We start from the raw sequence: 18,743 nt of genomic DNA, 5'->3' as shown, positions 1-18,743 counted from the left end.
CTTGAGCCGCCGCGCGTGGGCCTGCGAGACGCGGACGCCGGTTTGCCGTTCAATCGCGGCCGGAAGGTAGACGAGGTCCTGGCCTCCCCCGCCCAGCGTCTGGCCGCCGCCGAGCTCGCCGATGGCCACCGCGCCGTCGTCGACCATCTGCTCGACGCTGATCAGGCAATCCCGGTCGGTGAGGCCCGCGCCGTCGGCCCTCTGCGCCGCGGCGAGCGCGGAGGGCAGGTGAGTCGTGGCCCCGCGCACGTGGACGGCGTGCCGCGCGTCGGCCTCGCGCACGTGGTCCATCGTCGCGAAGCCGCACAGGCTGAGCACCGTCGTGGTACCGGCCAGAAGATGGCGGTCGAGATGGCCGAGCCATTGCTCGTCCGGGAGGGGCTCGGCGGCGCTCGGGAACAGGGGGCCGGGCGTCACGCCGTGCGTGTGGCAGTTGATGAGGCCCGGCATGATCACATGGCCTGCTGCGTCAAGGACTTCGCCGTCGAAGCCCCGCTCGGGGTCCCAGTACTCGAGCACGTCCGCGATGCGGCCGCCGTCGAGCACGAGCGCGCCGCGCTCGATCGCCGGGGTACCGGATCCCGTGACAAGGGTGCCGCCGTGAATGAGCGTGGACATCGCCCTCCCTGTGCACTAGTTTCATGATATCGAAGATGCTTCACTATAACCGGGGTGAGAATTCTCCGAAACCCCTTCGAAAGGAAGCGTGACGGTGTCCGAACAGCCCGCGCCCCGCGACTTCGTCGGCTACGGCGAGCGCCCGCCGTCGTTCGTGTGGCCCGGCGGCGCTCGCGTCGCAGTCTCGCTCGTCATCAACGTCGAGGAGGGCGCCGAGCGCGGCGCGGCGCCCGGGAAGCGCACCGAATTCGACTACGGGGCCCGCGCGGGGATCTGGAGGATCCTGCGGATCCTGGACCGCCACGGCGTCCGGGCCACGGCGTTCTGCTGCGCCGCCGCGCTCGAGGCGAACCCTCCCGTGGCCGCGGCGCTCGCCGAGCGGGGCTGCGAGATCGCGGACCACGGCTACCACTGGGACACCCACTCCGGCCTCAGTATCGAGGACGAGCGAGGTCTCATCACCGCCTCTCGGGACGTGATCGCCGCCTCGACCGGCATGATTCCCACGAGCTGGTATTCGAAGGACGGGCTCAATCCGCGTACGCGCGAAACGCTCGCGGAGGAGGGCTTCCGCTACGAGTCGAACAGCTTCAACGACGATCTGCCGCATCTGGGCGCCGACGGAATTGACCTGCCGGTCCTGCCCTACGCCGGCGACACGAACGATTCCGGGCTCATGAGCCAATACCCGACAGGCGCGGCGTTCGCAGACCATCTCATCGGCTGCCTCGACTTCCAGCTCAACGATCCTCGACCCGGGTCGTCGGTCCTGAGCGTCGGCCTGCACCCGCGCGTCATCGGCCGGCCGGCGTACGCGGGGGCGTTGGACCGCTTCGTGGGGCACGCGGTGAGCCGGGGCGCGTGGATCGCGACGCGCGAGGAGATCGTCCGCGCCTGGGCCGACAGCACGGCGCCGCCTGGACCCACCGCGCCGTGAGAAGCCGCGGCGACCGTCACCTGGGCCGGTAGATCGAGTTTCGGCGCTTCAAACGGCGGCCAAGCGGGAGTCGGAGACGGCAACGCGCGTAATCGCCCGTGCGATGAGATGCACGATGATAGACAGTGTGTGCGACCAGCTGGAACCGAGATTCACCCGGTCGCGACGAGGCGCCCCCACCCTTCGCTAGGCCGCGCCGCGCCTGCGAGGCGGAGGAGGTCCCACAGCGTGGCGACGGCGCTGTCGATGACGGGCACGCCGAACTCCCGCTCGAACTCCTCGACGAGATAGCCCGAGCGGAGGTTCGTCCCAATGCACACGACCGCCTCCGCTCCGTCAACGAACGCGGGACGCAGGAGCGCCGCAATACGCTCCCGGCCCAGGCGGGCGATCTCGGGATTGGAGAGGACCACGTCCGGGCTCGACGTCGCGACCACCTCAATGCCGCGGCGCGCATACTCCCCGGCGATGAGCGGCAGGATCGCCGGCGGGCCGGGGAAGACGACGGCGACGCGGCTCACCGCGAGTGCCTCGAGGCCGCGCACGACGGCGAGCGACGCCGTCGTCGCCGGCGCACCTGTCGCTTCGGTGAGGGCCGCGCACAGGCGGACGTCGCCGTCGAGCCCTACCCACGTTCCCGAGGTGCCGTGGAACGCGACGGCGTCGAGCTCGGAATCAGCCAACAGACTCGGCGCGTCGCCGAGCGCGGAAGCGTCGATCGCGTCGCCGAGCTCGGGTGGAAGCCGGAAGCGGCTGTAGTGGACGCCGACATCGGCGCGCCCGGACAGCATGGCGCTCGTGAGCGTCTCCGCGTTGGAATTCGACGAGGGGACGAGCATGCCCAGGCGCACGCGGGGTCCGGGGATATCCGTCGCCCCGGGCGCGCCCATCAGTGGGCTCGGCCGAGCGAGGGCGGCGTCGAGATGGCGAGCATGACGGCGGCCGAGTCGGTCCGATTGTGCCACCAGTGCGGGAGCGACGAATCGTACGTGAGGCTGTCGCCCGCCTCCAGATGGAACTCCTGGCCCCCCACAGTCGCGACGAGCGAACCGGATTGGACGATGACGCATTCCTCGCCCTCGTGCGAGTCCGAGGAGTTGGCGCCGTCGAAATGCGCGGGGATCGTCATGCTCACCACGCCGAGCTTGCGTTCCGTGTCCGGAACGATGAGTTCCATGACCACGCCCTGCGACGGAATCTCGATCCGGCGGCGGTCGGCTCGCCGCACCAGCATGTTGTGGCGCCCCTCGGCCGGTTCGTTGAACATGCTCGCGAGCGGCAGGTCGAGCGAACTGGCCAGACGAAGCAGGGTCGCGAAGGACGGATTGCCGATTCCGCGCTCAATCTGGCTGATCAGGCCCGCGCTCACGCCGGCCCGCTCCGCAAGTTCTTCGACCGTGTAGCGACCCACTCGCTGTTCCCTGATCGTGGCGCCGATCCGGGCGATCCAAAAGTCGCGGTCCGGGCCTTCGCCGTTGGTGGTTCCGTTGCCGTTGCCGTTCGGAGAGTCTCCCACGCAGGGCTCCTTCAATGATTCGCGGTTCGCGGCAGTATATCGGGCGGTCATGGCCGTGACAGGACTATTCACAGTGTTCGCGACCCCGCGAAACCTGCCAAGAGCTGCGCGAGCTCCCGCTCCCAATAGATGGCTGCTCGGTCGGCGCCGCGGGCGAACACCTCATCGGTGCGAGACATCGACGGCGACGGAAGCCCTACGCTGTGACCGGCGCCCCGGACCGCGTCAACAACCCTCTGCACCGCCTTGTCCAACTCGCCGGGGCCGGTCCGACCGTGGCGCTGCAGGTCCGCCGCCAGGTCCATCGGACCGAGCCATCCGCCCTCAAACGACTCCAGCGCGGCGAACTCCTCGGCGCGATCCAGGGCGTCGACCGTCTCGAACAAGACGCTCAGCGTGGGCTCGGAACTGAAGTCCGAACCAAAGCCCGAGGCGGGCGAGACCTGGCGCGACCGGAGCCCCTGCGGGGCGAAGCGGACGGCCTCACGGGCCCGCTCAAGCTCCTCGGGCCGGCGAACGTGCGGGAGGACGATCTCCTGAACGCCCGTGTTCGCGAACGCCACGAGGGTGTTCGGCTTGAGGTCGGGGACCCGCACCGACACGCGGACCCCGGTGCCCCGCAGTCGCTGGACGGCGTCAGCGCAGTCCCGGACCGTCAGCGGAGTCTGTTCAGCGTCGAGGACCACGAAGTCGACGCCGGAATGGGCGAGGATGGCGAGGAGAGTCGGGTTGGGATCCGCCGTGATAAGGCCGACGGCGCGCGGCGGCGCTCCCGGCGAAGGTTCTGCTGGCATCGTTGCCCTCCTGAGGCGAGGCGTTGGACGAAGGCTCGGAGCACGCGCGCGGTCATTCGTCGTGGATGAATTCCCAGTCCGCGGGCTTGCTCACCCCGACCACGAGCTCCACGGGCGCATCGGTGTCGTTCCAGGCACCGTGCTTGAGGCCTCTCGGGATGTAGATGCCGTCGCCCGGCCGCGCGCGGTATTCCTCGTCGCCGAGATAGACGAGCGGGGTGCCGGCGATGACGACGTAGAACTCCGAGGCGTCCGGATGGTGGTGGCACAGGTGGCGCTGGCCGGGCAGGATCCGGCCCCAGCTCACGCAGAGATCGTCCGAATCGCTCAGATCGCGCGAGATGAGCGTCGAGACGAGCCCTTGGTCCCTTCGCCCGCTCAGCCCGATCCGGTCGAGCTCCTGGAAGCCCTCGTGGTGGACGTTGTGCACGAGGCGAGAGAGGTCCGCGGTGCGCACGGCGCCCGCGCTCGTCATCGAATCATCCGGCGCCGTCACGAGGCCACCTCCTCGTACACGGCCCGCTGCGGCTCGGCCGGCCCGTGCTCGAGCCACCAACGGGCGATCTCCTCGCGGGTCGCGAACCACACGCCATCCTGGGCCAGGGCGTACTCGAGGAAGCGCCGCACGCCGAGCGCGACGCTCGGGCGCCCGCCGATGCGGAGGTGGATCCCGACCGACATCATCTTCGGCACGGTCTCCCCCTCGAGGAGGAGGCAGTCGAGCGTGTCCTTGAGCACGCTGAAGAAGTCCGCGCCCGTTCCGAGGCTGCCCGGGCCCCAGAACCGGCCGTCGTTCGTGTCGCCCGAGTAGGGGAGGACGAGGTGCCTCGCCGGGCCGGCCTCAACGAAGTAGGGCAGATCGTCGGCGTAGGAATTGGAGTCGTAGAGGAAGCCCTCCTCCGCGAGAATGGCGCGGGTGTTCTCGGTGATGTCCTCGCGCACGTACCACCCCACTGGGGTGACCCCGGCGGTGGCCTCGATGGCAGCCTTGGCCGCGCGGATCTCGGCGCGTTCCTCGGCCGGCGTCATGCCCGCGAGCCCGCGCCACCGGTAGCCGTGCGCGCAGATCTCGTGGCCGTCCCGCGCGATCGCGAGCGCCGCGCCGGGATTCTTCTCCAGAGCGGCGCCGCACGCCATGAACGTCGCGGGGACTCCGTACTCCCGCAGCATGCCGAGATACCGCCACACGCCCACGCGGGGACCGTATTCGAAGAACGATTCCTTCATGAGGTTCCGCCTCGCCGGGTTCGACTGCCATCCGCCGAAGATCACGATGTCCTCCTCGGACTCGTCTCCGGCCGCTATCGAGCGCTCGGCGCCCTCCTCGTAGTTGATCACGAGGGACACGGCCACCTTGGCGCCCCCGGGCCACGTGACCACGGGAGGGTTCTCCCCGTATCCGATGAGGTCTCGCATTGGCTCACTCCTCGCTGCGCTGAAATTCATTATATTGAGCTGACTTCACTTTACAGGCCTGGCTGCGTCGTAGACCCTGCGATGCGCGGCCAGTGACGTCCTGAGCATGCCGTCCACGTCGTCGATGACGTTTCCGTGGGCCGGACCGATGAGCGCGGTGGGCAGCTCGTCGAGCGTGCGCTCGATGGCGCGGAACGCCGAACTCACGTCCACGAACTTGGTCCAGTACAGGGCCTTGCCCGTCCCATAGGCGGCCTGTTCCACGGACGGCGGCTCGGGCATCTCCCCCGATGTCAGGCGGCATTGCCCGGGCCGGTGCACGGGTTCGTCCTCGCCGTCTGAGTTGGGGACGTCATGGATAGCGACGTCACCGCTTTCTGGCGCGGGGACGTCATGAACAAACGAGAAGCCGTCCGAGACGAAGAGCATCCGGGCCCCGCTGTCGTGACCCCACAGGGTGTTCTCGAGGTCGCGGATGTACGCGGGCACGAAGCGGAACTCGCGGTCGCCGAGATCGATTCGATCCCCCGCCCGCCGCGGATCGAATCGCCCGTCGAACTCCGGGTAGTGCAGCCAGTAGTCCCGCACGTCCCCGACGACCCGCGCCATCGGATACCGGTCGAGGATCGCGGGCAGGTTCCCCGCGTGGGGGATCTCCGGATGGGTCGGGAAGACGTAGTCGAGGGTTCGGCCGGCCAGCGCGGCATCGAGCTGGGCCAGGACGAGTTCGCGGTGCGCTGGGTCCCCCGTGTCGACGAGGATCGAGGCGCGGGATCCCACGACCAGGTACGAGGAGACGTGGTAGTGCACCTCCTCGCCGGCCGAGTACGCCGAGAGGCACCCGCCGAGCCAGAAGACGCCCGGGGCAATGTTCCTCACGCTCCCACCCCCTCAAGGCACGCCGCGAGCCGCTGGGCCTCACGGCGGCACTCGGCCTCGCCCACGAACGGCGAGCCGTAGCTTGGGCCGATCGCCGTGACGCGGCGCTCGCCGACGATCCGGCGGACGTCGGCCGCGATGGGCCGCGTGTCCGCGGACTCGAACCAGCGGAACTTCTGCAGGCCCTCCCGCGGATCGCCGCCCCCGGACGCGGCGCCGTGGGCGAACGCGTCCGAGGTGAGCAGAACGCCCGACGGCGGGTCGTAGACCCACAGCGTCGGAAGGAGCCTCAGGAGCGGGGAGACGAGGTGAAGCACGACGCCGTCCCTCACCTCGAGCGCGGTGGACGTCCCCGGCTCGACCGCAACCCTGTGGGCCGGCGCCGTTGACCGCGGGACCGTGATGCCGCCCGTGTACCAGATGGTGTCCACGGTGTGGTGCGCCTCGATCGCGGGGATGTTGAGGCAGCACTCCATCTCGGTGCGGGTCAGCACGATGGACAACGGCTCGTCCGGGCCGAGCAGACCGTCGAGCTGGGCCAGGATTTCGCGCTCGTGAAGCCGGACGCCCGTGTCCACGAGCACGGCTCCGCTGGCGGCCCGAATGAGGTACGCGTTGATCGGCTGCCGGCGCCGGACGCCCGGCGGGCACCAGCTCACCCGCTCGTCGAGCGTGATCTCCCCGCCCAGCCGGTGCACCCGCCCGCCGGCGAGGCCGGCGGGCGGCGTGAGCACCGGGGCAGTCTTGCTCATGGCCGGCTCCCTAGGCCCCGCGGGCCGCGTCCCACACGGCCGCCGCGTCCGCGACGGTGCAAACGTCGTGCCGGGCGCGCATGACCGTGAGCGAGGCCTCGTGGATGGCGGTGTCGTAGGCTCCGACGGCGTCCTCGAGCAGCACGGCGTAGAAGTCGTGGTGCACGGCATCGCGGAGCGTCGCCTCGACGCACCCGCCCGTCGAGACGCCCACGAGCGCGACAGCCTCGATGCCCTGGCTGCGGAGGAGGAGACCCAGCTCCGTCGCGACGAACGCGCTCGGCCGCCGCTTGGTGATGACGGATTCGCCGTCGAGCGGGAGGCACTCGTCGCAGAAGTCCGTGGCCGGATCGCCCTTGACGCTCAGCTTGCCGAGGTCGATGGGCCGCCCGTTGGAGGCCGTGTAGAGGGCCCGGAGCCACGCCGCCGGGGAGCTCGCGCCGTCCGGCAGGTTCTCGACGCGGATGTGGAAGATCGGCACTCCGTTGCGGCGTGCCGCCGCGATGGCCTCGGCGCAGCGCTCCCGCACGCGCGGCATCATGCTCAGGTCGTGACCGGAATCGCCGATCGCGCCGCCCGGGAACACCGCCCCCTTCTGCATGTCGATGACGACGAGCGCCGTGCTGGCCGGGTCGAGAAGTTCGCCCAGAGTGTCGCGGACCTGTTTTCCGCAGAGTTCGATCATGATGGCCTTCTTCCGTACCGAATGAGTGGCTAGCTGCCGAGCGCGTTGAAATAGACCTGGCCGTTCGGCAGCGGAGCTGCCCCGGAGAGGCCCTTCTTCGTCGCGATGATGCCGCGCGTCTCGACGAGGGAGAGGATCGGAGCGCCCGCGTCGACGACCGCCGTCATCTGCTTGATGAGCTGAGTGCGCTGCGCCGTCTGGTCCTGCGGGGTCGCCGCGAGTTTCGTGCGGAGCTGGTCGAAGCTCGCGTCCTTCCAGCCGGTCGTATTGCTCGGGGCATCGCCCGCATAGTACGCGAAGCTGTAGAACGCGGGGTCCGCGATGACGATCGGCTCCGAGTAGAGCACGGCCTCGAAGCGGCCCTGGATGAGGGCGCTCGAGAAGTCGGTCGAGCTCGCGACGTTCTGCAGCTGCACGGTGATGCCGATCTGGCTGAGCATCGACTGGATGAGCACCGAGGACTTGTTCGCGACCGGGCCCGGGCGGGTGGCGCTGTAGCTGAGCGTGAGCTTGAAGCCGCTCGCGTAGCCGGCGTCCGCCATGAGCTTCTTCGCCGCGGCGACGTCGAACTTGTAGCCGTCCGAGGGGTCGCCGCCGGGGAACGTCGACTGGGCCGGCTTGCCGTAGCCCGAGTAGGCGCCCTTGACGAGCGCGTCGCGATCGATCGCCATCGAGATGGCGTGGCGGACTCGGGCGTCGGAGAGCGGCCCGGTCTTCGTGTTGAACATGAGCGTGTCTCGCGTGGCGCTCGGGCAGTTGATCACGGAGACATCGGAGGACTGGCCGAGCGACGCGTACTGGTCGTAGTCGAAGCCGTTGGCCACCTGGGCCTCACCCGACTGGACGAGCTGGCTCCGGGTTGACGTGTTCGGCACAGACTTGACCACGACCCGCTTCACCGGGCCGCGCTGCCCCTCCCACTTGGGATCCGCCGTGACGGTGAGAGACGTGCCAGGGGTGAACTCCTCGAGATCCCATCCGCTGTAGTCGGCGAGGTTCTTCGAGAGCCAGTTGTTGGCCGTCGGATCGTCCGGCGTCACGTGCTTCTTCGCCTCGGTGCTGTCGTGGATGTAGAAGAGGTTGTTCTGCAGGGATTCGATGCTGAACGACGTGATGGCGGTCGTGTTCAGCTCGATGGTCCGATCGTCGATGATCTTGGCCAGGTTGCTGACGTCGAACCCACTGCTCGAGAGGGTGCCCTTCATGACCGGCTGGCGCTGCATGCCGATCTGGAGGCTCCACAGCACGTCCTGGGCCGAAAGCGTGTTGCCGAACTGGCTCGTGAGCTTCCGGAGCTTGACGAGGATGCCCTTGCCGTCCGGGGCGACCGTGGCGCTTTCAGCGAGCCGACCGGAGACCTCGGTGGTGGGCTGACCGCACGGGTCGCTGCTCGTGGCCGTGGTCTTGTACTGCAGGAGCTGCGATCCGAGACCGCTGAGGACGACGTGGGAGGCGCTGCCGCCCCACGGGGCGGGCGTGAGGCTGTCAGGGAGAGCCCCGACAGCGATGACGACATTGTCAGGCTGGGTCGTGGAGGCGGCGCTGCCGCCTCCACAGCCCGTGAGGGAAACCGCAAGGGCGGCGGCCAGACCGCCGGAGAGCAGACGCAAGCGATTCATGGTCCTAACACCGGTTTCTGTGAGGGGGGATGGGCGGGGTGGGGGGATGGGCCGGGGGTGGGGCAAAGGGAGGGGGGATGGGGCTAAAGGTGGGTGCGCGCGAATCAGTACCGGTAGGCCTGCTTGTGGCCCGCGCGGATCACGGGCTCCACGTCGAGGAGGTTCGTGATGACGTTGCCGTGGGTTGGCGCAACGGTGGTCACACCCAGCTCCTCGACGAGCCGCAGCACGCGGTCGTAAACGCGGTCGGCGTCGTTGGCGAAGCGCGCCCAGTAGAGGGCGCTGCCGGTGAAGAACGCGGCGTTCTCCACGGCGACCGGACCCGCGAGCTCGGTGGTCACGAGTCCGCATTCGCCGGGAAGGTGCACGGGGTCCTCGTCGTCGAGTTCAGGGCGATGCATGTAGCAGAACCCGTCCGCGGTGAAGAGGACACCGGCGCGGGGCACGAAGCCCCACTGCGTGTTGGGGAGGTCGCGGATGAGCGCCTCGACCACCACGAATTCATACCCGCCGCCCAGATCAATGTGGTCGCCGGGAACCCGTGCGTGCAGATTCGGCTCAATCTGCGGATAGAAGAGGTGGTAGTCCCGGACGTCCCCCACGATCTGCACGTCGGGGTACTTCTGCACGAGTCGGGGCAGGTTTCCCGTGTGGGGAAGCTCCGGATGGGTCGGGAACACGTAATCGAGCTTCCGGTCCCCGAGCAGCTCGTCGAGCTTCTCCGAGATGATCGGCCAACTCGACGGGTTGCCCGTGTCGACGAGGATCGAGGCCGACTCGCCCTGCACGAGAAACGTCGAGTTGTGGCCGTGGATCACCCTGCCGTCGATATGGAAGGGAAGGCACGAGCTCATCCACGTCACGCCGTCGGCCACGGGCCGCGGAAGGTCGCTGCTCATCGTCTCAACAAGCTCTTCCATGGTGACCTCCTATCGAACCTGGGCCGCGAGCTCAGAGTGCTGCGGCGTCAGGGCAGTGAGCATGAAGTCGAGGTGGCGCCGCACCACGTCGCGCCCGCGGAGAACACAGCCCCGGGACGGCGCGACGATCTCGGGGTCCAGCTCGTCGAACTTCGCGGCGAGCCATTCGCGCAGTGGCTCGCACGTGGCCCGGGGAATCCACTCGTACTTCGCGTAGAGGTGACCGGCCACCTGCTCCGGCGTCGTCGCGTCATCCATCGTCGAGTCGATGACGCGCGGCGCGTCGGGCCGGTCCATGACGCCGTGCGTGAACGTGTCCGAGGTGAAGAGGGTCCCGGTCGCGGCGTCCCAGCCCCAGAACGTCATGAGAAGACGCAGGAGCGGTGCCTCGATCTCCAGCACGCGCCCCGGGCCCACCTCGATGGCCGCGGCCCGGGCCAGGGAGTCGCCGTGGCCCGTGCGCTGCGCGTCGATCTGGTGCCGGCGGCCGCGCAGGGCGGCCCGGCTCAGGTCCTCGAACGCGTCGAACGGGTTGATGACTCCGCCCGTGAAGAGGCGCTCGATGTCGAAGCGACGCGCGATCGGCTCGAGGTTCGAGACGCAGTCCATCTCAGCGCGGGTGAAGAACACCGAGAGTCCGCCACCCTCGCCGATGAGCGTGGCCAGGTCGTCGAGAATCTGTTCGCCGTGGACCGCGAGCCCCGAGTCGACGAGGAGGTGGGAGCCCTCCTCTGTGAGCAGATAGCAGTTCGAGGGCTGGAATCCGCTGGAGCCAGCGGGAACCCAGCTCACGCGGCCGTCGAGGGGAATGAGCCCACCCAGGACGACGAGTTTGTCGTTCTTCAATTCAGTGAACATGTCTTCAATCTATTGATGGGTCGTCATAGTGTCAAGGGTCACACCGTCTGATGTGGCGACGGTCTGATGAGGCGCCGCAGTCGGCGCGAGCCTTGCGGCTCGGACTCGGCTGCGCGGACGGATCGCCACGGCACGGGCGCGCGGATCAAGCAGGGTGATGAGCGTGTCCAGAAGCACGTATCCGAAGAGACTCGTCGCACCCATGGCAAGCACAAAGCCTTGGATCACGGGCATATCCCCCTTGAGCACGCCGTCGAGGGACCAGCCCCCGACGCCGGGCCAGGAGAAGACGCTCTCGACAATCGCCGCCCCGCTCAAGGCCGCCGCAAAGAGCAACACCATGTACGTCATGAGTGCAGCCCGCACGTCGCTCAGCGCGTAGCGGTACACCTGGAACGGCCGGAGCCCGCAGGCGCGGGCGAATTCAATCTGGGGCGAATGGAGAATCTGCAGGAGTCCCGTCCGCACGGTCTTGCCGAAGGGAGCAGCGAAGAACAGGCCCATTGTGACAATGGGGAGAACGGCACGGCCGAGGATAGATCCCAGCACTTTCCATTTCCCGCCGATCATCGCGTCCAGCACGGTCGATCCCGTCACTTTGGGTGGGGGGATGTCCGAGGCCGAAAGCATGCCGAGGGGCGCCGGCGCAACGTGCAATTGCTGGTAGAAGATGAACAGCAAAACGAGCGCGAGCACGAATTCCGGCATGGCCATGAGCACCGAGACCCCCGCGGTGAAAGCCTTGTCCGGGAGGCGCCCGCTTCGATAGGCGGCGGCCGTTCCCATCGCAATCCCCAGCAGCAGGGCGAGGACGAGCCCCGGCACGAGGTACACGAGCGTGTTCGGCAGTCTGGTCCACAGTTCTTGCGCCACCGAATTCCCCGTGAAGAAGGAATGCCCCAAATCGCCCCGGAGAGTCCGGGCCAGATAGTCGAGGTACCGGGCCCAGAGGGGTTTGTCGAGCCCGAGCTCCGCGTGGATCCGGGCGATGTCGTCCGGCGTCGCGTAGTCGCCCAGCAGGGCGACCGCGGGATCGCCGGGCAGGAGGGAGACGAGACCGAAGCTGAGGGTCATGAGGCCGAGGAGAAGGGCTGCGGCGATGGCCAGCCGCGAGGCGATGTAGCGGATCATGCGTTCCCCGCCTTGGTCGGAGTGAGCGCTTCGAGCCCGGCGTCGGCGGACGTCGAGACCGGCGCTGGCGGCACATAGGAGAGCGGCGGCATCGCGGCCGCCATGAGGGCTTGCGTGTAGGGCTGCTGGGGATCGTTGAGAACATCCCGGGCCGGGCCCTCCTCGACGAAGCGCCCGCGATGCATCACGGCGACGCGCGAACAGAAGTGGCGCACCGTGTCGATGTCATGCGAGATGAACACGTAGGTCAGCCCGCGGGCCCGCTGGAGCTCGGAAAGCATCCGGAGGATCGACGCACGGATGGTCAGATCGAGTGACGAGGTCGGCTCGTCGAGGACCACGATGCTCGGATCGGTGACGAGCGAGCGCGCGATACCGACCCGCTGCTGCTGCCCGCCGCTGAGGTTCGCGGGCCTCCGGTCGAGGAATTCCGCCGAGAGGCCCACCTCCTCGAGAGTCCGCCCGACCCTGGCGAGCCTTTCGGCGCGCGAACCGACGGCCTTCGCGCCCAGAGAGCGGGCGACGACGAGCGGCTCCTCGACGATCTGCCGCACCGTGAGCCTCGGGTTCAGCGAGGCGTACGGCTCCTGGAACACGATCTGCCAGTCGCGCCGCCGCTGGCGAAGGGTCCGCGGCGGGAGCGCGCGGACGTCCTGGCCATCGAGGACGACGGACCCGGAGTCGGCTTCGTGCAGCCTGAGCAGGAGCCGCCCGAGTGTTGACTTTCCGGAGCCGCTCTCGCCGATGATGCCGAGGCACTCGCCGGCCTCGACCGAGAAGGAGACGCCGTCCACGGCGGTGACGGTGCGCCCCTCGGGAGTCTGGAACGACTTTCGGAGGTCTTTGACCTCGATGATGGCCATCACAGCCTCCCTGATTCAGACAGCTCGGCGGGGGACGTCTCGGCGGCGAGCGCTCCCGCGGGGGTCAGCCCTGCCGGCCGGACCACGGAAGCCAGGAGCGAGGCCGTGTAGGGATGCTCGGGAGCCGTGAACACCCGGGAGACCGGGCCCTGCTCGACGATGCTTCCTCGGTACATGACGAGGACGCGCTGGCAGTACTCGGCAACGACGCCAAGATCGTGGGTCACGATCAGCATCGACCGGCCGCTCCCGACCGTGAGGCGACGGAGGGTGTCGAGGACCTGGCGCTGCACGGTGAGGTCGAGCGCCGTCGTCGGTTCGTCGGCGATGACGAGCCGCGGGTTGAGGTAGAGCGCCATCGCGATGACGACGCGCTGCGCCATCCCACCACTGAGCTCGTGGGCGTAGCCCCGGATCACGCGCTCCGGGTCATTGACCCCCGTGGCGGCGAGCAGTCCGACGGCCCGCTCGCGGGACGCCGCGTCGGCCCGGACCCCGTGGGCCCTGGCGATATTGGCGAACTGCTTCTCGAGCCGCAGCACGGGATTCAGGGCACTGAAGGGATTCTGCGCGACGAAGCCGATGTCGCGGCCGCGGAGCTCGCGCAGCTCCCGCTCCCGGAGGCGCAGCAGCTCGCGGCCGCCGAACACCACGCTTCCCGAGGCCACGCGGCCGGGAGGAACCAGGAGCCGCGTCACGGAACGGACCACGGTGGACTTCCCCGAACCGGACTCCCCCACGATGCCGACAGTCTCGTTGCCGCCGACGTCGAAGGAGATGCCATGGAGGGCGCGGATCACGCCGGACCGCGCCGCGAATTCGGTGACGAGGTCGCGAACCTCGAGCCCCTCGTTCATCGAGCACGCTCCAGCCGCTCGATCCGGTTTTCGAGAGCCCCCGCGAGGATGTTGAGCGAACCGATCGCGAGCAGCATGGCCGCGGTCGGGAACGCCGCGGCCCACCAGTCGCCGCGGATCAGCATGCTGAACCCCTCGCTGATCATCCCTCCCCAACTCGGCTGCGGCGGCTTCGAGCCGACGCCGAGGAAGTTGAGCGCCGCGATCGTTCCGAGCGCGTTCGCCGCCGTGAGCGTGGCCTGGACCAACACGACTCCGTACGCGTTCCGGAACACATGGTTGAATGCGACGCGGAGCGGCGAGCAGCCGGTCGCGATGGCGGCCTCGACGTAGCGCGCCGAGCGCAGCGACAAGGCCGCGGCCCGCGAGAGCCGCACGAAGCGTGGGGCGCCGACGACAGCAATGGCGAGGACGACGTCGAGCGCGGTCCCGCCCGTGAGCTGAATGCCGACCACCGCGATCACCACCGTGGGGAGCGCGGCAAACGCGTCGACCACACGCATGAGGACGTCGCCCACGCGGCCGCTCGTCGCGAACAGCCCCAGCGGGACGCCCACGACGAGTGCGAGCGCGGTCGCCGCGAGCGAGATCGGCAGGTCGAGCTTGGCGGCCTCGATGGTCCTCGAGAAGACATCCATCCCGTTGCCGTCGGTTCCGAACCAGTAGACCGCCCCGGGAGGAAGCGCTACGGCGTTGGGGTCCGGCCTGAGGGGGCTGTGCGGATACGGCAGGACGAGCGCCAGAAGCGGCAGGCCCACAATGATGGCCGCCGCGAGCACCGTCAGCACCGAATTTGACCGGTTGAACACCTTGGCGCGCCCACGTCGCGACCACGCGGCGGCGCGCAGCCCGGGCGACGTTCGGGGAATGCCCTGGACACTCATGGCGCCCCCTCCGTGCTCAGGCGGGGGGCGCCCTCCGCGCCGCGGCTTGGCACGCCGTCGTGCGTGGGCCGGGAAAGGGCAAACGGCTGGGACATCTGCAGCTCCTCGTCCTTGACTCGTGAAAGTGTGCTGTGAATCAAAGGGTCGTCACTTTATTGAATTGAGTGCGCCGGTATACCAAGAATCGCACTAATTGCTCTGCGCGTGAACCGTTGACAGCGCCTCTGGCCGTCTTCAATATAGTGACACACACCATACGTTGTTGAAGATGATCTGGGAAGAGGACGAGCGAGAGATGTCAACCCTCCACGAAGAAGCCACGCTGACTGTCCCCAAGGCCTCCGCCGCCGCACCGAAAGACGCCCCGAAGGTCCGGTATCTCCTGCACGATGGCGAGCTCGTCGACTACGCCGACGCGCGGCTGCACGTGCTCAGTACGACCCTGAAGTACGGGGTCGGAGTGTTCGAAGGCTTCCGCGCGTACTGGAGCGACGACGACGAGCAGCTGTACGCGTTCCGCGTCGCCGACCACATGAAGCGCCTCGTCGACTCGATGCGGGTCGTCGAGATCGACGGGCCCCAGGACGTCGACGCGCTCGCCGAGCAGCTCCTGGGCCTGGTCCGCGCCAACGAGCTGCGCGGCAACCTCCACATGCGGGCCCAGGTATTCGTCGACTCGAACGACGGCAAGCCCGAGGACACCGGCCCCGCAACCGTGTTCATGGCCGCCATCCCCATGGGGAACTACTTCGGGGCCTCCGGTCTCGACGTGCAGATCAGCAGCTGGGCCCGGCTCTCGGACCGCTCCATGCCGCCCCGGATCAAGTCGATCGCCAACTACCAGAACGGGCGCCTCGCCCTCCTCGAGGCCCGCCGCAACGGCTACGACGCCGCCCTCCTCCTCACCGAGTCCGGGCACGTGGCCGAGGGCGCCGGCTACAACGTGTTCATGGTCCGCCAGGGGCGGCTCTGCACGCCACCGACCACCGAGAGCATCCTCGAGGGCATCACGCGGGACAGCGTGCTGCACCTGGCCCAGGCCGAGCTGGGCCTCGACGTCGACATCCGGCCCATCGACCGCACCGAGCTCTACTCGGCGGACGAGGTCTTTGTCTGCGGGAGCGCCGCGGAGGTCAACCACGTCACCTCCGTGGACCGCACGCCGATCGGGGCGGGCGGCGTCGGCGAGGTGACCGCGCAGCTCCAGCGGCTCTACCGCGAGGCCGTCGTGGGGCGCGTCGCGGCCGATCAGAATTGGGCCCTCCCGGTCTACCCGTCATGACCCACGCGACTCACGAGCACGCCTCGTCCGTCTTCACGGCGAGCGCCGAGCCGGTCCTCGTCGTCGACCACGGCGAGCGGTTCACGCTCGACGCCAAGAGCCTCCTCACCGGGGGCTTCTTTGAGGCCGGCGAGTACGAACGCTGCGCTATCCCGGTGACCGGGCCCGTCGTCGTCCGCGGAGCGCGCCCAGGCGACGCGCTCCGCGTCGACATCCACGCGATCGACATCGCTGACCGTGGCGCCATGGTGACCCTCCCCGGCCGGGGCGGGTTCAGCGGCGGGCTCGGGCGGTACGGTCGCGTCGTCGACATTGACGACGGCGGGGTTCGCTTCGGGGACGGCGTCACCATCCCGGTGCGCCCCATGGTGGGCAAGATCGGCGTCGCGCCGCGCGACGGCGAGCCCAGCTCGAGCACGGTAGGCACGCACGGCGGCAACATGGACTGCAAGGACGTCACGGCGGGCTCCGCCGTGATCCTGCCGGTGCAGGTGCCGGGCGCGAGGCTCTTCGCGGGCGATCTGCACGCCGCCCAAGGCGACGGCGAGTGCTCGCTCACGGGAGTCGAGGTCGAGGGGACCGTGACCCTCTCGTGCCGCGTCCTTCCGGGCGTCTCCGTCCGGAGACCGGTGGTTCTCTCGGGCGGCCGGGTTCTCACGATCGGCGACGGCGACGATCTCGACGAGGCCGCCCGGAACGCGCTCGACGACATGCTCGCACTTGTCGTCGCCGACCGCCGGTGGACGCGCGAGGAGGCAGCGATGCTGCTCAGCGCCGCGGCGGATGTCGGCGTCTCGCAGCTCGTCAACGCCCGTGCGTCGGCGAAGGTGAGCCTGGCCGAGCGCTATTTCAGCCGCTCCCCCTTCGATTTCTGACGGCTTCTTCCATTCTGTACGTCCCTGTCCCAGGAGGTTTCACCATGCTCGATCTTCTTCTCACCAACGGTGTGGTCGTGACGCCTTCGGGCCCGCAGCGGCTCGACATCGGCATCGCGGGCGGGACCATCGTGTCCCTCACGGCGCCCGCGTTCGGCACGCCCGGCGAGGCCCGCCGCACGGTGGACCTGCGAGGCCAGCTCGTGGTGCCCGGCGGCGTTGACCCGCACGTCCACACCAACAGCGTCCTGCCGACCGCCGCCGAGAGCGGCATCATGTGCTTCGGCCCGGACCGGGTCAGCGAAGGTGCCGTCTACGGGGGCACCACGACGCTCGTCGACTTCGCGCACTGGCACCCGGGGGACGAGCTCTCGGATTCGTTCGCGCGCAAGTCCGCCGAATGGGCCGGGAACACGTTCACGGACTACGCGCTGCACGGGACGTTCAAGGAGCCTGAGATCCCGTTCGAGGTGCTCGAGCAGATCCCGGACGCGGTCGCCGCCGGCCATGGCAGCTACAAGGTCTGGATGACGAACACGACCCCCACGCGGCCCCGGCAGAAGACCGACCTCGGGAACATGTGGGGCCTCATGGAACAGACCGCCGCGGCCGGCGCCATGCTCGCGATCCATGCCGAGGATGACGATATCGTCATGTATTCGTACAAGCGTCTGCAGCGCCAGGGGCAGACCGGCCTCGAATACATGCACCACGCGCACAACAACCTCTCCGAGAAGCTCTCGTTCCAGCGGGCCATCACGCTGGCCGAGCACGTCGGCGCGCCGATCTACATCATGCACGTGAGCGCGCGCGAGGGCGTCGACGCGATCCGGGCGGCGCGCGGACGCGGGCTGCCCGTGTACGGCGAGGTCCTCCCGCATTACGCCCATTTCACGGCGGAGGACTACCGGCAGAAGAACGGGGCCATCTATCACACGTACCCGTCGCTCAAATCGGCCGACGATCGCGACTCCATGTGGGACGCGCTCCTCGAGGGCGCGCTGAGCACGCTCGCGACCGACGGAGTCTGCACGGACCTCGACGTCAAAACCCGAGGGAAGACGATCTTCGACGCGACCGGCGGCCACGCGGGTGTCGAGATGCGCATGGCCGTCGCGTACACGGAGGGGGTCGCGAAGCGCGGGCTCGACCTCACGCGGTTCGTGGACCTCACCTCGGCCAATGCGGCCAAGATCCTCGGACTGTACCCCGCGAAGGGCGCCATCGCGATCGGGAGCGACGCGGACCTCGCCGTCCTCGACGCGACCGACGCCCGCCGCATCACCGCGAGCGATCTCCACGAGGCCGACTACACGCCGTGGGAGGGCTACGAGGTCGCGGCGTGGCCGAGCATGACCGTGCTGCGCGGGCAGGTGATCGTCGAGGACCGCAAGCTCAAGACGGGTCCGCTCGGGACGTTGCTCTCCCAACAGGTCTCGAGCGACGTGCGGAGCCGCCCGGCCTGCTGATGACCACGAGCACGCCGACCACGGCGCCGATCGCCGTGTCGATGAAGCGGTCGTGGACGAGGGCCGCCGGATCGGTGTGCGCCACGAGGAGCGTCGAAAGGAGCGCGAGCGGCGTCACGCACACCTGCGCGAGGAAGTACTGCCGCGCGATGAGCATCTCCGCACCGAACTGGCACGCCGCGATGATCACGACCATGACCCAGGGCGCTGGCCGCAGCCCGACGATCCCCGCGAGCAGCACAAGCCCGACGACGGTGCCCAGCACACGCTGCAGGCCCCGGTTCACGCGGTGGCGGGTCGAGTGCCCCACGAGCGGAACCACGGCGGCGACCATCGCCCAGTAGTTGTGCCCGAAGCCGAGCGCCTGGCCCACGGCGGTCGCCGCGAC

Annotated in this window: 21 protein-coding genes; 4 read left to right on the top strand and 17 right to left on the bottom strand. The window is 68.9% G+C overall.

Features of this window, described 5'->3' with window-relative positions:
* Positions 1 to 618 (bottom strand): amidohydrolase family protein (locus ACLN58_RS07710; RefSeq protein ID WP_415854681.1); only part of this gene is annotated, 618 nt, incomplete at its 3' end.
* A 94-nt stretch (positions 619 to 712) separates the two neighbouring features.
* On the opposite strand from ACLN58_RS07710, the gene ACLN58_RS07705 reads away from it, so the two are divergent.
* Positions 713 to 1,555, top strand: coding sequence for a polysaccharide deacetylase family protein (locus ACLN58_RS07705; protein ID WP_415854680.1), 843 nt, complete (start codon positions 713 to 715; stop codon positions 1,553 to 1,555).
* A gap of 152 nt (positions 1,556 to 1,707) precedes the next feature.
* On the opposite strand, the gene ACLN58_RS07700 is transcribed toward ACLN58_RS07705, so the two are convergent.
* The 15 genes from ACLN58_RS07700 to ACLN58_RS07630 all read right to left on the bottom strand — a co-directional run bounded on the left by ACLN58_RS07700 (position 1,708) and on the right by ACLN58_RS07630 (position 14,729).
* Positions 1,708 to 2,445 carry an aspartate/glutamate racemase family protein gene (locus ACLN58_RS07700; protein WP_415854679.1) on the bottom strand — a complete coding sequence of 246 codons (738 nt, stop codon included), beginning with the start codon at positions 2,443 to 2,445 and terminating at the stop codon, positions 1,708 to 1,710.
* The gene (locus tag ACLN58_RS07695) at positions 2,445 to 3,071 is read right to left on the bottom strand and encodes a helix-turn-helix domain-containing protein (RefSeq protein ID WP_415854678.1); all 627 of its coding nucleotides are present in this window, start codon (positions 3,069 to 3,071) and stop codon (positions 2,445 to 2,447) included. Before ACLN58_RS07695 ends, ACLN58_RS07700 begins: the two co-directional genes overlap by 1 nt.
* A gap of 68 nt (positions 3,072 to 3,139) precedes the next feature.
* Positions 3,140 to 3,865, bottom strand: coding sequence for an aldolase/citrate lyase family protein (locus ACLN58_RS07690; protein ID WP_415854677.1), 726 nt, complete (start codon positions 3,863 to 3,865; stop codon positions 3,140 to 3,142).
* 52 nt (positions 3,866 to 3,917) lie between these two features.
* Entirely contained in the window at positions 3,918 to 4,361 is a 444-nt protein-coding gene (locus ACLN58_RS07685) for a cupin domain-containing protein (protein WP_415854676.1), read from the bottom strand.
* Positions 4,358 to 5,281, bottom strand: coding sequence for a polysaccharide deacetylase family protein (locus ACLN58_RS07680; RefSeq protein WP_415854675.1), 924 nt, complete (start codon positions 5,279 to 5,281; stop codon positions 4,358 to 4,360). The genes ACLN58_RS07685 and ACLN58_RS07680 overlap by 4 nt, the downstream gene beginning before the upstream one ends.
* A 45-nt stretch (positions 5,282 to 5,326) precedes the next feature.
* Positions 5,327 to 6,160: an MBL fold metallo-hydrolase gene (locus tag ACLN58_RS07675; protein WP_415854674.1), complete on the bottom strand. Its 834-nt coding sequence runs from the start codon at positions 6,158 to 6,160 to the stop codon at positions 5,327 to 5,329.
* Positions 6,157 to 6,912, bottom strand: coding sequence for a hypothetical protein (locus ACLN58_RS07670; RefSeq protein WP_415854673.1), 756 nt, complete (start codon positions 6,910 to 6,912; stop codon positions 6,157 to 6,159). Before ACLN58_RS07670 ends, ACLN58_RS07675 begins: the two co-directional genes overlap by 4 nt.
* Positions 6,913 to 6,922: 10 nt before the next feature.
* Positions 6,923 to 7,597 (bottom strand): cysteine hydrolase family protein, encoded by a 675-nt coding sequence (locus ACLN58_RS07665; protein WP_415854672.1) that lies wholly within the window; start codon positions 7,595 to 7,597, stop codon positions 6,923 to 6,925.
* 29 nt (positions 7,598 to 7,626) lie between these two features.
* Positions 7,627 to 9,216: an ABC transporter substrate-binding protein gene (locus ACLN58_RS07660; protein WP_415854671.1), complete on the bottom strand. Its 1,590-nt coding sequence runs from the start codon at positions 9,214 to 9,216 to the stop codon at positions 7,627 to 7,629.
* Between the two features lie 104 nt (positions 9,217 to 9,320).
* Positions 9,321 to 10,136: an MBL fold metallo-hydrolase gene (locus ACLN58_RS07655; RefSeq protein ID WP_415854670.1), complete on the bottom strand. Its 816-nt coding sequence runs from the start codon at positions 10,134 to 10,136 to the stop codon at positions 9,321 to 9,323.
* 9 nt (positions 10,137 to 10,145) lie between these two features.
* The gene (locus ACLN58_RS07650; protein WP_415854669.1) at positions 10,146 to 10,994 is read right to left on the bottom strand and encodes a hypothetical protein; all 849 of its coding nucleotides are present in this window, start codon (positions 10,992 to 10,994) and stop codon (positions 10,146 to 10,148) included.
* 9 nt (positions 10,995 to 11,003) lie between these two features.
* Entirely contained in the window at positions 11,004 to 12,125 is a 1,122-nt protein-coding gene (locus tag ACLN58_RS07645) for an ABC transporter permease (RefSeq protein WP_415854668.1), read from the bottom strand.
* Positions 12,122 to 12,988 (bottom strand): ATP-binding cassette domain-containing protein, encoded by an 867-nt coding sequence (locus ACLN58_RS07640; protein ID WP_415854667.1) that lies wholly within the window; start codon positions 12,986 to 12,988, stop codon positions 12,122 to 12,124. The genes ACLN58_RS07645 and ACLN58_RS07640 overlap by 4 nt, the downstream gene beginning before the upstream one ends.
* Positions 12,988 to 13,845, bottom strand: a complete 858-nt coding sequence (locus ACLN58_RS07635; RefSeq protein ID WP_415854666.1) for an ABC transporter ATP-binding protein — start codon at positions 13,843 to 13,845, stop codon at positions 12,988 to 12,990. The genes ACLN58_RS07640 and ACLN58_RS07635 overlap by 1 nt, the downstream gene beginning before the upstream one ends.
* Positions 13,842 to 14,729 carry an ABC transporter permease gene (locus ACLN58_RS07630; RefSeq protein WP_415854665.1) on the bottom strand — a complete coding sequence of 296 codons (888 nt, stop codon included), beginning with the start codon at positions 14,727 to 14,729 and terminating at the stop codon, positions 13,842 to 13,844. Before ACLN58_RS07630 ends, ACLN58_RS07635 begins: the two co-directional genes overlap by 4 nt.
* A gap of 268 nt (positions 14,730 to 14,997) precedes the next feature.
* On the opposite strand from ACLN58_RS07630, the gene ACLN58_RS07625 reads away from it, so the two are divergent.
* The 3 genes from ACLN58_RS07625 to ACLN58_RS07615 are packed head-to-tail and all read left to right on the top strand — an operon-like array spanning position 14,998 to position 18,355.
* On the top strand, positions 14,998 to 16,011 hold the full coding sequence (locus ACLN58_RS07625; protein WP_415854664.1) for a branched-chain amino acid transaminase: 1,014 nt from the start codon (positions 14,998 to 15,000) through the stop codon (positions 16,009 to 16,011).
* Positions 16,008 to 16,886: an acetamidase/formamidase family protein gene (locus ACLN58_RS07620; protein WP_415854663.1), complete on the top strand. Its 879-nt coding sequence runs from the start codon at positions 16,008 to 16,010 to the stop codon at positions 16,884 to 16,886. The genes ACLN58_RS07625 and ACLN58_RS07620 overlap by 4 nt, the downstream gene beginning before the upstream one ends.
* Positions 16,887 to 16,930: 44 nt before the next feature.
* Entirely contained in the window at positions 16,931 to 18,355 is a 1,425-nt protein-coding gene (locus ACLN58_RS07615; protein WP_415854662.1) for an amidohydrolase family protein, read from the top strand.
* Here the strand turns inward: ACLN58_RS07615 and ACLN58_RS07610 are convergent.
* Positions 18,282 to 18,743 (bottom strand): FUSC family protein (locus tag ACLN58_RS07610; protein WP_415854661.1); only part of this gene is annotated, 462 nt, incomplete at its 5' end. The genes ACLN58_RS07615 and ACLN58_RS07610 overlap by 74 nt on opposite strands.

This window comes from Sinomonas sp. G460-2, assembly GCF_047759905.1.
In the GTDB taxonomy this organism is placed as follows: Bacteria; Actinomycetota; Actinomycetes; order Actinomycetales; family Micrococcaceae; genus Sinomonas.
This window is presented reverse-complemented; position numbering and strand designations above follow the sequence as displayed.

What these genes read in the sequence shown, in the direction of transcription:
- ACLN58_RS07700 (WP_415854679.1), bottom strand. Translation starts at nt 2,445, where the DNA reads ATGGGCGCGCCCGGGGCGACGGATATCCCCGGACCCCGCGTGCGCCTG.
- ACLN58_RS07690 (WP_415854677.1), bottom strand. Translation starts at nt 3,865, where the DNA reads ATGCCAGCAGAACCTTCGCCGGGAGCGCCGCCGCGCGCCGTCGGCCTT.
- ACLN58_RS07680 (WP_415854675.1), bottom strand. Translation starts at nt 5,281, where the DNA reads ATGCGAGACCTCATCGGATACGGGGAGAACCCTCCCGTGGTCACGTGG.
- ACLN58_RS07670 (WP_415854673.1), bottom strand. Translation starts at nt 6,912, where the DNA reads ATGAGCAAGACTGCCCCGGTGCTCACGCCGCCCGCCGGCCTCGCCGGC.
- ACLN58_RS07665 (WP_415854672.1), bottom strand. Translation starts at nt 7,597, where the DNA reads ATGATCGAACTCTGCGGAAAACAGGTCCGCGACACTCTGGGCGAACTT.
- ACLN58_RS07660 (WP_415854671.1), bottom strand. Translation starts at nt 9,216, where the DNA reads ATGAATCGCTTGCGTCTGCTCTCCGGCGGTCTGGCCGCCGCCCTTGCG.
- ACLN58_RS07655 (WP_415854670.1), bottom strand. Translation starts at nt 10,136, where the DNA reads ATGGAAGAGCTTGTTGAGACGATGAGCAGCGACCTTCCGCGGCCCGTG.
- ACLN58_RS07650 (WP_415854669.1), bottom strand. Translation starts at nt 10,994, where the DNA reads ATGTTCACTGAATTGAAGAACGACAAACTCGTCGTCCTGGGTGGGCTC.
- ACLN58_RS07645 (WP_415854668.1), bottom strand. Translation starts at nt 12,125, where the DNA reads ATGATCCGCTACATCGCCTCGCGGCTGGCCATCGCCGCAGCCCTTCTC.
- ACLN58_RS07640 (WP_415854667.1), bottom strand. Translation starts at nt 12,988, where the DNA reads ATGGCCATCATCGAGGTCAAAGACCTCCGAAAGTCGTTCCAGACTCCC.
- ACLN58_RS07635 (WP_415854666.1), bottom strand. Translation starts at nt 13,845, where the DNA reads ATGAACGAGGGGCTCGAGGTTCGCGACCTCGTCACCGAATTCGCGGCG.
- ACLN58_RS07630 (WP_415854665.1), bottom strand. Translation starts at nt 14,729, where the DNA reads ATGAGTGTCCAGGGCATTCCCCGAACGTCGCCCGGGCTGCGCGCCGCC.
- ACLN58_RS07625 (WP_415854664.1), top strand. Translation starts at nt 14,998, where the DNA reads ATGATCTGGGAAGAGGACGAGCGAGAGATGTCAACCCTCCACGAAGAA.
- ACLN58_RS07620 (WP_415854663.1), top strand. Translation starts at nt 16,008, where the DNA reads ATGACCCACGCGACTCACGAGCACGCCTCGTCCGTCTTCACGGCGAGC.
- ACLN58_RS07615 (WP_415854662.1), top strand. Translation starts at nt 16,931, where the DNA reads ATGCTCGATCTTCTTCTCACCAACGGTGTGGTCGTGACGCCTTCGGGC.